Source organism: Alphaproteobacteria bacterium (genome assembly GCA_016124955.1).
Taxonomy (GTDB): Bacteria; Pseudomonadota; Alphaproteobacteria; order UBA9219; family RFNS01; genus RI-461.
In genome coordinates this window covers 113,050-125,412 of sequence record WGMR01000002.1, presented here as the reverse complement: position 1 = coordinate 125,412, position 12,363 = coordinate 113,050, and the positions used below count along the sequence as shown (strand labels likewise).

The window sequence follows — 12,363 nt, the reverse complement described above, 5'->3', positions numbered from 1 at the left end:
GGCCTAGGTGCGGATATCAATATAGGCGGCGCGCTTCAGGTCACGCAGCTTGCGGCGCGCCAGGTTTTCAAGCCGCTCGAGGCCGATGGCGTTGGCAATCGCATCGCGATCGACGCTGTCGGGCACTGCGCGGTTGCAAACATAAAACATCGTAATGCCCGCGCCGGTGGGGACGGGTGCGCTCGCTTCGCCGATTTTCTGCGTATTGACGATTTCCGCCAGCCATTCGGGGAATTCGTCCAGCTTGTGCTGGCCCATATTCTGGTAGCGCCAGCCGGAATAGCCGGAAAGCCGCTTTTCAAGATCGGTGCAGCCGACCAGCGCGGTACGAATTGTCTTGGCCTGTTCCATCACGGCGGCACGGTCTTGCGGCGGGGTCACTTGCGCCGATATCTGTGCGACGCTGGCGGCGGCTTCGCCCGGCTCGCCGATATTGATGGTGCGTATGCTGCGCACGGCGATGATGTGGAAGCCGCTCGATGTCTTGATCGGCCCCGCGATTTCACCTTCGTTCATGGTCTTCAGCGCGCTATCGATCTCGCCCGGCAGCTGGCCTTGCTGGATCCAGCCAAGGTCGCCGCCGTTCATGGCGCCGGTGCCTTGCGAAAACTGCCGCGCCACCGCGACGAAGGGCGCGCCCTGATCGATCTGCTTCTTGATCTGTTCGGCAAATGCCTGTGCCTGCGCTTCTTCGGCCGGGTTATCATTGGGCAGGAAAATTTCGCTGACAAGGTATTCCTGCTTGCCCGAACTGGCGCGCATGCGGTCGATCACCGCATCAACCTCGTCGTCGCCGATCTCGACGCGTGGGCGTAACGTGCGCTGCACGACCTTCACCCAGCTCAGGCTGGCGCGGACCTGGTCTTCGAGCGTGGCGGGTGAAACGCCCTGACTGGCGAGGAACAGGCGCATGCCGGTGGTGATGCCGTTATCGGCCGCGATTTTTTCCAGGGCCTGATCGACATCGGCGGTGCCGATGGTGATATCAAGCCGCCGGGCTTCCTGCATCTGGATTTGTTCGTCGATCAGGGATTGTATGACCTGGGGCATGATGCGTTTGCGCGCTTCGGCACTTTCGGTCATGCCGGATGAAACGAGCGCGAGGTGATAGCGGTTTTCGACATCGCTGCCGGTGATGGCGCTGTCGTTCACGATGGCGGCGATACGGTCGCTCAGATAGCTTTGTGCGCCCGGCAATTCATCGACGCGCTGGGCCAGCGCGCGGCCGGGCAGAGCGGTGGCGCCAAGGGCGCAGGCGAGCAGCATGATAAGGCGGAAAACCTGTCTTACCGGCATTATTTAACCATCCTCCAGATACAAAAGCGCGGCGATGCCCAGAATGATGCACATGATGGGCGCAGCCCATGCAGAAAGCAAGACGGGGATGATCTGTGTGGTGCCCAGCGCCACCAGCACATTGTTGAGCGTGAAGGCGAGAATTCCCACCACTACGCCGGCGGAAACCATGAATAAAATACCGCCCTGCCGGTTCAGCCGCAGCGCGAAAGCGGCGGCAAAGAACGCCATGGCGCACAAAAACCACGGCTGCGCCAGCAGCGCGTGCAGCTGCAGCTTGTGGCGCAACACCGGCAACCCGACCGATTGCAGCGCGACGATGAATTGCGGCAGTTCCCAGAATGAAACGGTACGGGGCGAAGCCATGCTTTCCTGGATTTTTTCGTAAGTCATGTCGGTCGTGATCTGCATTTCCGGCATGAACTTCGGTTGCTTGCCAGGCTCGTTGAGCCATGCATCGTGGATCCGCCAGCGGCCTTCTTCAAGCACGGCGCGGCGCGCGTCTATGCGCCCGGCATACTTGTTGTCCGGTCCGTAAATGATCGCCATCAGCGGGCTGAGGCGCAGCGGGTCGAGCTCGACCTTGTCGGTGTGCAGCAAATATTCCTTGCCGTCCTGGAATTGCCGCAACCAAAGCCCCGCGCCCGTCAGCTCGAGCGTCGAATGGTGGCGCAAATAGGTGGCTTCCATTTCATAATAGTGCGCGACCATGCGCGCGCCGATCGGGTTGATAACGGCGACATTGACCACGGAAAACAAAATAGTTGCCGTCAGCACCGGCATCAGGAATTGCCAGACCGAAACGCCTGCTGCGCGCACGATGATAAGTTCCTGGCTGCGCGTCATGCGCCAGAAGGTGAAAAGCGCCGCGAACAATATAACGAAGGGCAGGGCGCGGTCGATCGTCTCCGGCAGTTTGAAAAGCCCCATCAGCAGCACAATGCTGATGCCTGTGTCCTTGCTGGCGGCGCGGCGCAGCAGCTCGGCGGTTTCGAACAGCCAGATAATCCCCGCAAGGCCGAACAGGAAGATCAGCAACCATGTAACGTAGTGCCGCCCGATATAGCGGAAGATGATCCAGCTCTGGTTCATGCCCGTGCCTCCGCGCCGGACGGCTGCGTGTACACCGGCACGCGCGTCAAAAGCCACAGCCCGATCAGCAGCGGCAAAAGGGTTGTGCAATACAGCGTGGGTGCGAGCGCCAGTTCCTTGGTCACGAGGTTGGTGATCCAGAGGCTGACGCCCTGCATCAGCGTAATGGCCAGCCCGGCCGAAACCAGCCGTTTGCCCATGCCGCGCCTGTTAAATTCGCCGCCCAGCATCAACGCTGCGCAAATGCTGGCAAAGCCTACCGCCAGCAGCGGCGTGGCGAAACGCTGGAATATCTCGGCCAAAAAGCGGCGGCTATAGGCGTAATCGAGGTTTTTATATTCGTGATACTGTTCGATCAGTCCGTGCACAGGTATTTCGCGCGGATCGGGCACGCGGCTGTAGCTCCCGCTTGCGAGCAGGCGAAGATCGAAGGTGTAATTCTGGAAATCGAGCTGGTTGAGCGTGTTGTCGGCGCGGTTGAATTCCTGCCGCACGCCGTCGAACACCACGATCTTGGGTTCCTTGCCGTCTTCGCTGACGATGGTGCCGTTCTTGGCCATGATTGTCACGGTAACATCGTCCTTGCGCGTATCATGGATCAAAATGCCTTCAAGCCTGCCATCCTTGTCGCGCCCGCGGGTGTAGAAGGTCAGCCCCGGCGCAATATCGTTAAAGGTGCCGGCGCGGATCAGCAGCACGGAATAATTGTTCCGTACTTCGTACTGCAATTTGACAAGCTCGCTGTTGGCCCAGGGGGAGAGTGCGAGCGTGACAATGAAGCAAAGCACGGTCACGCCGCCGCCAACAATCAGCGCGGGCGCCGCCAGCCGTAGCGGGCTGATGCCGGCCGCGCGCATGACCACGATTTCGGAATCGACTGAAAGTTTGTGATAAACGAACACGGTTGCAATCGCCACCGCGATGGGGAGCACGAGCGAAAGGAAGGTTGGTATCGTCAGCGCCATCAGGTTCATGAATATGCCAAGCGTGGCGGCGCTTTCGATGACAAGCGATAGCAACCGGAACGACATCGCGAACAAAAGCACAACGGTCGCCGCCAGCGTGATAAAAATGCTGGCAATCGCCAATTGACGGATCATGTAGTGATCGATGCGGTGCATGCTGTCCGGAGGCTGATGGTTAGGGCCGGGCTAAAATAGCCCAGATTCTGCGCAGGCAAAAGCGGCTATGACAATCGCCCGAAACCCAATATTATATACAGAATCGTAACATTTCAGCCGGGAAGCGCCATGAAAATCACGTTTTTACGCCACACCATCCCCGCCACGGGCGCCGCCGCGCTCACTGTTGCTGCCGGGGGCAAACTGGGGCCGCTTGGCGTGAAACTCGATAAGAAAACCGGCGGAGCCATTACGCGTGCGATGAGGGGCGGTAAGTTTGAAGGCAAGAAGGGGCAGGCGCTTGTGCTGCTCGCGCCCGCGAAAACCCGGCTTGCGCGCCTCGTGCTTGTCGGCATCGGCAAGCCGGAAGACGCTTGCCTGGTTACGCTGCAGAATGCTGGCGGCGGCGCGGTCGCCGCGCTGAACGGCAAGGAAAGCGCCGCGACGCTTGCGGTGGATGATCATAAGGGTATGAAGCTGGCGGCGGGCGAAGCGGCGGCGCACGCCGCCTTCGGCGCGCAATTGCGTTCCTATCGTTTTGACAAGTATTTGACGAAAGACAAAGCGAAGCCCGCGCTGAAATCGCTGGCGGTCGCGGCGGCGGCGCAGGCATCTGCGCGCGCGTCCTATGCCGCGCTCGGGCGCATCGCGGAAGGCGTGTTCACGACCCGCGATCTGGTTTCCGAACCCGCCAACGTCATATACCCCGAAAGTATGGCGGCCGTATGCCGGACGCTGAAGGAATTCGGCGTGAAGGTGGAAGTGCTCAATGAAAAGCAGATGGCAAAGCTTGGTATGGGGGCGTTGCTGGGCGTCGCGCAGGGCAGCGTGCGCCCGCCGCGGCTCGTCAGCATGGTCTGGGAAGGCGCGCCGCGCGCCAAAAACAAGCAGCCGCTGGCGCTTGTGGGCAAGGGCGTAACCTTCGATACCGGCGGCATTTCGCTTAAGCCCCCGCCGGGCATGGGCGATATGAAGTGGGATATGGCCGGTGCGGGCGCCGTGATCGGCGCGATGAAGGCGATTGCCGCCAACAAGGTGAAAGCGAACGTGGTCGGCATTGTCGGCCTGGTCGAAAATATGCCGGACGGCAACGCGCAGCGCCCAGGGGATATCGTGAAATCGATGTCGGGCCAGACGATCGAGGTTCTGAATACGGACGCGGAAGGCAGGCTGGTGCTTGCGGATGCCGTCTGGTACGCGCAGGTGCACCATAAGGCACATACAATTGTTGATCTGGCGACGCTTACGGGTGCGATCCTCGTGACTTTCGGCGACGAATATGCCGGCCTGTTCAGCAATGACGATGCCTTGTCGGAAGATTTGACGAAGGCGGGCAAGGCGGTGGATGAAAAGCTGTGGCGGCTTCCGCTTGGCGATGCCTATGACCGTGATCTGAATTGCGACGCGGCCGATATGCAAAATATCGGGGCGGGCAAGGCGGGCAGCATCGTCGCCGCACAATTCATTCAGCGCTTTATCAAAAAGAGTGTCAATTGGGCGCATCTCGATATCGCGGGTATGGCATGGCTCAAGGCGGCGCGGCCCACGGCGGCCAAGGGGGCTTCGGCCTACGGGGTGCGTCTGTTGCACGAATTCGTGGCGGCGCGGGCCGAAAAATGACCGAGGTGCATTTCTATCATCTGACGCGCAACAACGTTGAAGAGGTTCTGCCCGCCTTGCTGGAAAAAACGCGCGAACGCGGCTGGAAGGCGGTTGTGATGGCGTCTTCCCCGGAACGGGTTGAATCGCTAAACAGGCATTTGTGGGTTTCCGGTCGCGACAGTTTTTTGCCGCACGGCAGCGCCAGGGACGGCGAAGCGGCGCTGCAGCCCATTTGGTTGACGGAAAGCGATGAAAGGCCGAACGGTGCGCAGGTTCTGTTCCTGACCGATGGCGCGGTTTCGCAGCAGCAAGGCGATTACGAGCGCGTATGCGATATCTTTGACGGCGAAAACGAAGAGGCGGTCGCCGCCGCGCGCCAGCGCTGGCAGGAATGCAAGGAAAAGGGCTTCACGCTCAGTTACTGGCAGCAAGGCGATAACGGCTGGGCCAAGCAAGCGGCAGCCTGATTACGGCTTCGCCTTTTTGCGCGCCGCGGCGCTGATCTTGCGCCAGTTCGCTACATTATCGTTGTGTCCGCCCAGCGTTTCCGAAAAGGCGTGCCCGCCGCTGCCGTCCGCCACGAAATAGAGATAGTTGTGCCGTTCCGGGCGCAGCGTCGCTTCCAATGCGGCCCGGCCGGGGTTGGCGATGGGGCCGGGCGGCAGGCCTGGCGTTACGTAGGTATTGTAGGGAGAGGCGAAAGCGAGATCGGCGCGCGTCAGGCCGCGATCGAGCGGCTTTTGGCCCCGTGTCAGCGCGTAAATCACGGTCGGGTCCGATTGCAGCGGCATGCCGCGCTTCAGCCGGTTTATGAACACGCCGGCCACGCGCGCGCGTTCAGGGGCCACGCCGGTTTCCTTTTCGACGATCGAGGCCATGATCAGCGCCTCTTCGGGCGATTTAAGCGGTGTCGCCGGGTCGCGCATGCGCCAAAGCTCGGCCAGCGTTTTTTCCATGTGGTCGCGCATGCGCTGCATGAATTCGTTGCGCCCGTCGCCATAGGCATAGCGGTATGTTTCAGGCAACAGCGAACCTTCCGGCGGCGTTTGTGTGATAAGGCCGCCGAGCGTCGGTTCGTCACGCAGCTGTTCTATAATCTCGGCCACCGTGTGGCCTTCGGGGATGGTGAGCGTGCGCACTTCCGTGCGGCCCTTGTGCAGCTTGTAGATGATGGAAGAAAGGTTGGCGCTTGCCTTGAATTTATATTCCCCTGCCTGCAGCCCGCCCGGGTGCGCAAGCCGCACGGCGATATAGAACAACATAGGTTGGTCGATCACGCCTGCATTCGCGAGCTGTACGCCGATGCTGCCTGTGCTTGAACCGCGTTCGATCACCACGGTCTTTTCGCTTTCCAGCGGGCCGGGGGCAAAAATGAGCGTGGCGAACAGAACGGGGATGACGATGATGCCGACAATAAAAAGCCCGCCGATCATGCGCCCGAGCCGCCGGCCAAAACCGGCACGGCGCGGCGGCGGCGCATCGCTTTGCGTTGCGGCGGCGGGGTGCGCGCTTTCCGGCTGCGGCGCGGCCGGTTCGGCGTTATCTGCAGATTCGTCGGTCACACGGCTATGCTAGCCGCGTTATTTCGCCTCGCCAAGGCCCGGCGGTTCGGCGCGTTCGCCTAAATCTTCGAAGAAACGCAGCAGATAGCCGTCCGGATCCTGTACAAGGAATTGCCTGTTGCCGAGGTATGTATCGTCACGGCGATACCATCGTTCCTCGATCGGAAGGAAAATAGCCGCGCTGCATTTCCGGGCATGGGCAAAAAGTTCATCAATCCTGTCTGTTTCGATCTGGAAATTCATGCCGCGCCCGTAAGGCTGTTCAAGCGGGCCGGTCAGCCATGTCCTTTCGCCTTGTGCGAGTTGCTCGATCATGATGCGCGCACCTTGCCGCTCCAGCATGGCGAAGCCGTGCTCGTCGCGCTTGTACTGGACCGTGAAGCCAAGAACCTGCGTATAGAATGCTAGGCTGGCGCCGAAATCGCTGCAATACAGTTCGGGCGTCAGGGCGGTTGTAAGGTGTTTTTTCGTCATATGCGTGCCGGTGGATGGTGGGTGTTGTAGGGATTGAACCTACGACCCCTACCGTGTGAAGGTAGTGCTCTCCCGCTGAGCTAAACACCCGTATCCTGGCCGATAGGGCGGCCATTTAGCAGAAAGCGGCCCCGTTCCGTCAAGCCTTTTCGCGCCACATATTTATCTGCTAGGTTTGCGCCGCAGGGAGATGTGACGTAAATGCCCGAAAACCATGCAGAAAAACCGCACATTCTGGTCGTCGATGACGATGACCGTTTGCGCGAATTATTGCGGCGCTATCTTGCAGACCAGGGCTTTCTGGTCACCACCGCCAACAACGCCAAGGATGCGCGGCACAAGCTGCATCACTTCGGGTTCGATCTTATTGTGCTCGATATCATGATGCCGGGCGAAAGCGGGCTCGATCTTACAAAAAGCCTGCGCGCGCCCGAAAGCGATATTGCGCAGAAATTACCCGTGCTGCTGCTGACCGCGCGGGGGGAAGCGGGCGACCGTATTGCCGGGCTTGAAGTGGGGGCGGACGATTACCTGCCCAAGCCGTTCGAGCCGCGCGAGCTGTTACTTCGCATCAATGCCATTTTGCGCCGCGTGCAAAAGCCCCAGCAAACGCAGGCGGAAGTGCGCTTGGGTAAATGGCTGTTCGATATCGCGCGGGACGAGTTGCGTGCGGGCAAGGAGCAAATCGGCCTTACCGATATGGAGGGCCGCTTGCTGCGCGTGCTTGCCGCCGTGCCGGGCGAAGTTGTGAGCCGCGAGCAATTGGCCGAGCGCGGCAAGATCACGGTGAACGATCGCACCATCGACGTGCAGGTCACGCGCCTGCGCCGCAAGATCGAAAACGACCCGAAAAATCCGCGCTACCTGATCACGGTGCGCGGCGAAGGGTATATGCTTGTACCGGACAATAACGCATGAACGAACCGCGCGGCACCTATATCCAGAAGCCGCTTTTCGTGCGGCTGATCAAGCGCTTCCTGCCGCGTACGCTGTTCGGGCGGACGCTGATGATCATCGTCACGCCCGTGATCCTTTCGCAAGTGGCCGCCACTTACGTCTTTTTCGACCGCCACTGGCAAACCATGACCCACCGTCTGACCTATGCGGTGGCGGGCGATGTCGGCTTGCTTGTCGATATGATCGAAGACAAGCCGGGGCAGGCGCAGATGGATAGGCTGGTGCGGCTGGCGCAGGATAAGATGGACCTTTCGGTCGTCTTCAAGCCGGGCGAACCGTTGCCGCCCGAACGAAATAGCGGCCAGCAGGCGATCAAGGATATGCTCGCGGTCGCGCTGCATGACCGCATCAGCTATGGGTTTACGATCGATATGAACGCGGCACCCGAAACCATCGCCATGCGTATAGGCATGCCGAGCGGGCTTTTGGTTGTGCTTTCGCCCGAGCGGCGCGTCTATACGCCGACGACCGCGGTTTTTATCAGCTGGATGATCGGTTCCTCCATCCTGCTTTCCATCATTGCGCTTGTGTTTATGCGCAACCAGATCCGGCCGATCAGGCGGCTGGCCGACGCGGCGGAGGAATTCGGCAAGGGCCGCGATGTGCCCTATTTCAAGCCCGAAGGCGCGATCGAGGTGCGGCAGGCTTCCGCCGCTTTGCTGATGATGCGCGACCGTCTGCGTCGCCAGATCACGCAGCGCACCGCCATGCTTTCCGGCGTTTCGCACGATCTGCGCACGCCATTAACGCGCATGAAACTGCAACTGGAATTGATGCGGGATTCTCCCGAATTGGCCGAACTGCGCGCCGATATCGCCGAGATGGAAGCGATGGTCGAGGCCTATCTCGCTTTTGCCCGCGGCGAGGAAGCCGAGCAGGTTACGCAGGTCGATGTGGAGAAACTGCTGAATGAAATTGTGGCCGCCGCCCGCCGTTACAACCCCGATGTATCGCTGGAAATGCCGCAGCCGGTCACGCTGTCCATGCGGCGGCAGGCGATGAAGCGCTGCATCGGCAATCTCGTGAACAACGCCGCGCATCACGCGAAACAGGTTGTTATCACTGTCGGTGTGCGCACGAACGTGATCGATATCTACATTGATGATGATGGCCCCGGCGTGGCGCCCGAACAGCGGGAAGAGGTGTTCCGGCCGTTCGTGCGGCTTGATGAATCGCGCAACACTACGGCGGGCAGCGTCGGGCTCGGGCTTACGATCGCGCGTGACATTGCGCGTTTTCACGGCGGCGATGTGTTGCTGGAAGACAGCGCGCTCGGCGGTCTGCGCGCGCATGTAAGGTTGCCGGTTTAGAACAGTTTTCCGCCATTCGGGACGTTTTGTGTCGGCGCGATCAGCACGACCTCACCGTTTTCGTCCGGCATCCCGAGCGTCAGGCATTCCGACATAAAGGGCCCGATCTGCTTGGGCGGAAAGTTCACCACGGCGCAAACCTGGCGTCCCGTAAGGCTTTCAGGCGTGTAATGCCTGGTGATCTGGGCTGAGCTGCGCCGGGTGCCGATTTCCGGCCCGAAATCGATAACCAGCTTATAGGCAGGCTTGCGCGCTTCGGGGAAGGGCTCCGCCTTCACGATGGTGCCGACGCGGATATCGACGCGCTCGAAATCCTGCCACGCGATGGTCACGGCTTATTCTTTTGTCTGAGCCTTCTGCGCTTCATCGACGAGGCCGCGCATTTCTTCAAGGCCTTCGCGCATGCGGTTGCTGAGAACTTCGACCGCTTCGTAGTTCGCCTTGGCGAGAAGCTCCGAAAGTTCCTTGATGTTGTTGAGCGATTTTTCCAGCGTCTGCTTCGCGAGATCGGCCTGCCGCGTCATTTTGTCTTCGGGCGCGCCGCTGCCCATGGCGTCGTTCATAAGCGAGGATGTTTCTTGCACGGTTTCGCGCACCATCTCGCTTTGGCGGCGTGCGAGCGCCTGAAAGCCTTCGAACGCCAGCTGGTTGGCGGCGGCAAGCGCTTCGACATTCTTGCGTTGCGCGGCCATCACGGCCTCAAAGCCCATATCGGGCATCTTGAAGTCGGACATCATCTTGCTGACGTCCATGAATTTGCTGAAGTCGGTTTCGAAAAACGGGTTCTTGGTGGTTTTTGCCATCTGGGAGGGCCTTTCCATAGGGAGGAGCAGCGCGTCCCATTTATAGGCATGTGCACGCTTCTTGTCACCCAGATTTTAAGAATTGCGGCTGGGCGGGCGTATGCAGCCTTGCCCGGTCGCGGTCGGCTAGCCGCCCGGGCCGCTGCGGCGGAAGCCATCGCCCGATGGCACGACCGGGCGGCTTTTCCATTCCGCCGCCTCTGCCACCATACGGCTTCTTGTCGTTGCAATTTGTTGGGTGGCCTTCGTTACGGCTGTTCTGATTTCCTCTGGCGCGCCATGCAGAGAAACCCGCGTGGTTATGAACGGGCTGCCGTCCGCAAGCTGCGCGACGAGCCTGACAGCCGGTTTATCGTTTTGAATCTGAACAGTCATGCCTTCGGCAAAGGCAATATATTCGGTTGTGATGTTGGCACTGGCGGCAATCCGGTCAACTATGGCCATCAAGGCTTGCATTCTGGACGTTGCCAAAATTTCTTTTCCCGTCGCCGCCTTGGCCGCCCTGCTTGCGACGATTGCCGGGTCAACCGGCTGTGCGACAAGGGCATAGCTTGGATCAAAAAGGCTGACACCGCGATCTTGCAAATATTCGGACATATTCGCCCCCTAACTGAAAGCTTATGTACACGAGAAAATAGAATATGCACGAAAGGCTAGGCACAAACAGGTGTGCTGTAAAGCTCCGAAAGCATGTTGGTTAATGGCTGGTTCGGGCGGTTTTGCGGGCAAGGAATTTCATGCCCGCTTCGGCATAGCCGAGCCCGCGATCAAGCGCAGCCATGGTTTTTGCAAGGTCGCGGCTGGTATCGTTGTGCCATGCAAACCCGGCATACAGACACACCATGCCAAGCCCCGCCGCTTTCGTCTCGCTGCCCAGCTTGCCTTTAATCGTGCCGTTCCCGCCTTCACCGGCGGCCCGCAGCGCGGCAAGCACGGTTCCGCGCAGCGCGGGCGCAATGGTGCAAAGCAGGGAAGGGTCTTCGCGTGCCTCATCCATAATACGGGTGATGCCCGTGCGGTGCGGCTGCATCAATTCGAACCGACGCATCAATATATCGAACAGCCGGTCGCGCATGGTATCGCCTTCGGCCTTGCCCTTGCACATCATGGTATCGAAGTGGCCAATGATGGCCCGGAGCAGATCGGCTTTCCCGGGAAAACGCTGCTTCAGTTTTGCCGTACTGGTTTTTGCGGCGCGCGCGATCTGTGCCATGGTCAGCGCTGCCCAGCCATGCCTTGCCGCGAGCGCGAGCACGGTTTTAAAAAGCCGGTCGTCGCCGTTATTCCGGTTATTGCTACGGGCTTTTTTCATCTTCCTATTGTGCCAGCTCGCGGCTGCGTTTTGAAGCGGCCTCGATCGCCTTGAATATAAGTTTTGCGAACGTTTCGTCGGCCATAAGCTGGTTCACGCCCGCTTCGGTTGTGCCCTTGATGCGGGTCATGTCGTCGCACAACTCGGCCGTGCTGTGTTTTGCGCTTTGCAGGAACGCACCGGTCCCTACAACCGTTTGCCGCGCGAGACGCATGGAAAGACCGGGCGGCAAACCAAGCTTTTCCCCCGCCGCCGCCATCGCTTCGACCAGCATAAAAACATAGGCCGGGCCGCTTCCGGAAAGCGCGGTGACGATATCGATCAGGGATTCATCCTCGACCCAGGCGAAATCCCCCACAACGCCGAGGATCTTTTCCGCCAGCGCGCGCTGTGCCGGGCTGGTTTGCGTGTTCGCGAGCCCTGCGCTGGCGCCCATGCCGATGCTGGCGGGCAGGTTGGGCATCGCCCGCACGATGGCGGCGTTTTTGCCCAGAATTTTCGTATAGGAAGCCAGCGTCCGCCCCGCAGCGATGGAAAGGAACAGGCTTTTGCCCGCAAGGCTCGTATAGGCCGCAAGCACGCTGTCCATCACTTGTGGTTTTACAGCAAGCACAACGGCATCGGGCGTGAAACCGGCGGGGATTTGTGCGGCATCCGCCAGCCAGTTGACGGCGGCATGATCGGCCAGCGCGCCCCTGTTGGGTTCTATGACGACGATTTCGCGTGAAAGCCCGGCCTTCAGCCAGCCATTCAACAGCGCGCCGCCCATGGTGCCGCATCCGGCAAGGAGGAGTTTGCTCATGCCCGCATGATAGCCGGATTGGCGGCTTTGCG

Annotated in this window: 14 protein-coding genes and 1 tRNA gene; 4 read left to right on the top strand and 11 right to left on the bottom strand. The window is 60.1% G+C overall.

Annotation, left to right across the window (positions count from 1 at the left end; translation table 11 throughout):
- Positions 1-3: 3 nt before the first annotated feature.
- Genes GC131_00800 through lptF form a run of 3 tightly spaced genes read right to left on the bottom strand, consistent with a single transcriptional unit; the run spans position 4 to position 3,509 of the window.
- On the bottom strand, positions 4-1,296 hold the full coding sequence (locus tag GC131_00800; protein MBI1272611.1) for a hypothetical protein: 1,293 nt from the start codon (positions 1,294-1,296) through the stop codon (positions 4-6).
- Between the two features lie 3 nt (positions 1,297-1,299).
- Positions 1,300-2,388: an LptF/LptG family permease gene (locus GC131_00795; protein MBI1272610.1), complete on the bottom strand. Its 1,089-nt coding sequence runs from the start codon at positions 2,386-2,388 to the stop codon at positions 1,300-1,302.
- Positions 2,385-3,509: an LPS export ABC transporter permease LptF gene (gene lptF, locus GC131_00790; GenBank protein ID MBI1272609.1), complete on the bottom strand. Its 1,125-nt coding sequence runs from the start codon at positions 3,507-3,509 to the stop codon at positions 2,385-2,387. Before lptF ends, GC131_00795 begins: the two co-directional genes overlap by 4 nt.
- Positions 3,510-3,638: 129 nt before the next feature.
- On the opposite strand from lptF, the gene GC131_00785 reads away from it, so the two are divergent.
- Positions 3,639-5,129, top strand: a complete 1,491-nt coding sequence (locus GC131_00785; GenBank protein MBI1272608.1) for a leucyl aminopeptidase — start codon at positions 3,639-3,641, stop codon at positions 5,127-5,129.
- The gene (locus GC131_00780) at positions 5,126-5,578 is read left to right on the top strand and encodes a DNA polymerase III subunit chi (GenBank protein MBI1272607.1); all 453 of its coding nucleotides are present in this window, start codon (positions 5,126-5,128) and stop codon (positions 5,576-5,578) included. Before GC131_00785 ends, GC131_00780 begins: the two co-directional genes overlap by 4 nt.
- On the opposite strand, the gene mltG is transcribed toward GC131_00780, so the two are convergent.
- The 3 genes from mltG to GC131_00765 all read right to left on the bottom strand — a co-directional run bounded on the left by mltG (position 5,579) and on the right by GC131_00765 (position 7,237).
- Complete coding sequence (gene mltG / locus GC131_00775; protein MBI1272606.1) at positions 5,579-6,673, bottom strand: endolytic transglycosylase MltG; 1,095 nt, start codon at positions 6,671-6,673, stop codon at positions 5,579-5,581.
- Between the two features lie 18 nt (positions 6,674-6,691).
- Complete coding sequence (locus tag GC131_00770; protein MBI1272605.1) at positions 6,692-7,147, bottom strand: VOC family protein; 456 nt, start codon at positions 7,145-7,147, stop codon at positions 6,692-6,694.
- 15 nt (positions 7,148-7,162) lie between these two features.
- Positions 7,163-7,237 (bottom strand) — tRNA-Val (locus GC131_00765).
- Between the two features lie 111 nt (positions 7,238-7,348).
- Here GC131_00765 and GC131_00760 point away from each other — a divergent pair.
- Together GC131_00760 and GC131_00755 are read left to right on the top strand one after the other, a co-directional pair.
- Positions 7,349-8,065, top strand: coding sequence for a response regulator (locus GC131_00760; GenBank protein MBI1272604.1), 717 nt, complete (start codon positions 7,349-7,351; stop codon positions 8,063-8,065).
- On the top strand, positions 8,062-9,414 hold the full coding sequence (locus GC131_00755) for a HAMP domain-containing protein (GenBank protein ID MBI1272603.1): 1,353 nt from the start codon (positions 8,062-8,064) through the stop codon (positions 9,412-9,414). Before GC131_00760 ends, GC131_00755 begins: the two co-directional genes overlap by 4 nt.
- Here GC131_00755 and GC131_00750 read toward each other — a convergent pair.
- The 5 genes from GC131_00750 to GC131_00730 form a co-directional block, all read right to left on the bottom strand.
- The gene (locus GC131_00750; GenBank protein MBI1272602.1) at positions 9,411-9,746 is read right to left on the bottom strand and encodes a tRNA-binding protein; all 336 of its coding nucleotides are present in this window, start codon (positions 9,744-9,746) and stop codon (positions 9,411-9,413) included. The two genes, GC131_00755 and GC131_00750, sit on opposite strands and share 4 nt — an antisense overlap.
- 3 nt (positions 9,747-9,749) lie before the next feature.
- Positions 9,750-10,217 carry a phasin family protein gene (locus GC131_00745; GenBank protein ID MBI1272601.1) on the bottom strand — a complete coding sequence of 156 codons (468 nt, stop codon included), beginning with the start codon at positions 10,215-10,217 and terminating at the stop codon, positions 9,750-9,752.
- Between the two features lie 126 nt (positions 10,218-10,343).
- Positions 10,344-10,814 carry a hypothetical protein gene (locus GC131_00740; GenBank protein ID MBI1272600.1) on the bottom strand — a complete coding sequence of 157 codons (471 nt, stop codon included), beginning with the start codon at positions 10,812-10,814 and terminating at the stop codon, positions 10,344-10,346.
- Between the two features lie 100 nt (positions 10,815-10,914).
- Positions 10,915-11,529 (bottom strand): TetR family transcriptional regulator, encoded by a 615-nt coding sequence (locus GC131_00735; GenBank protein ID MBI1272599.1) that lies wholly within the window; start codon positions 11,527-11,529, stop codon positions 10,915-10,917.
- 4 nt (positions 11,530-11,533) lie between these two features.
- Positions 11,534-12,331, bottom strand: coding sequence for a pyrroline-5-carboxylate reductase (locus GC131_00730; GenBank protein ID MBI1272598.1), 798 nt, complete (start codon positions 12,329-12,331; stop codon positions 11,534-11,536).
- Positions 12,332-12,363 lie beyond the last annotated feature (32 nt).

Bases quoted from the DNA above. Each gene is read 5' to 3' on its own strand.
- GC131_00800 (MBI1272611.1), bottom strand. From the start codon at position 1,296: ATGCCGGTAAGACAGGTTTTCCGCCTTATCATGCTGCTCGCCTGCGCC.
- GC131_00795 (MBI1272610.1), bottom strand. From the start codon at position 2,388: ATGAACCAGAGCTGGATCATCTTCCGCTATATCGGGCGGCACTACGTT.
- lptF (MBI1272609.1), bottom strand. From the start codon at position 3,509: ATGCACCGCATCGATCACTACATGATCCGTCAATTGGCGATTGCCAGC.
- GC131_00785 (MBI1272608.1), top strand. From the start codon at position 3,639: ATGAAAATCACGTTTTTACGCCACACCATCCCCGCCACGGGCGCCGCC.
- GC131_00780 (MBI1272607.1), top strand. From the start codon at position 5,126: ATGACCGAGGTGCATTTCTATCATCTGACGCGCAACAACGTTGAAGAG.
- GC131_00770 (MBI1272605.1), bottom strand. From the start codon at position 7,147: ATGACGAAAAAACACCTTACAACCGCCCTGACGCCCGAACTGTATTGC.
- GC131_00760 (MBI1272604.1), top strand. From the start codon at position 7,349: ATGCCCGAAAACCATGCAGAAAAACCGCACATTCTGGTCGTCGATGAC.
- GC131_00755 (MBI1272603.1), top strand. From the start codon at position 8,062: ATGAACGAACCGCGCGGCACCTATATCCAGAAGCCGCTTTTCGTGCGG.
- GC131_00745 (MBI1272601.1), bottom strand. From the start codon at position 10,217: ATGGCAAAAACCACCAAGAACCCGTTTTTCGAAACCGACTTCAGCAAA.
- GC131_00740 (MBI1272600.1), bottom strand. From the start codon at position 10,814: ATGTCCGAATATTTGCAAGATCGCGGTGTCAGCCTTTTTGATCCAAGC.
- GC131_00735 (MBI1272599.1), bottom strand. From the start codon at position 11,529: ATGAAAAAAGCCCGTAGCAATAACCGGAATAACGGCGACGACCGGCTT.
- GC131_00730 (MBI1272598.1), bottom strand. From the start codon at position 12,331: ATGAGCAAACTCCTCCTTGCCGGATGCGGCACCATGGGCGGCGCGCTG.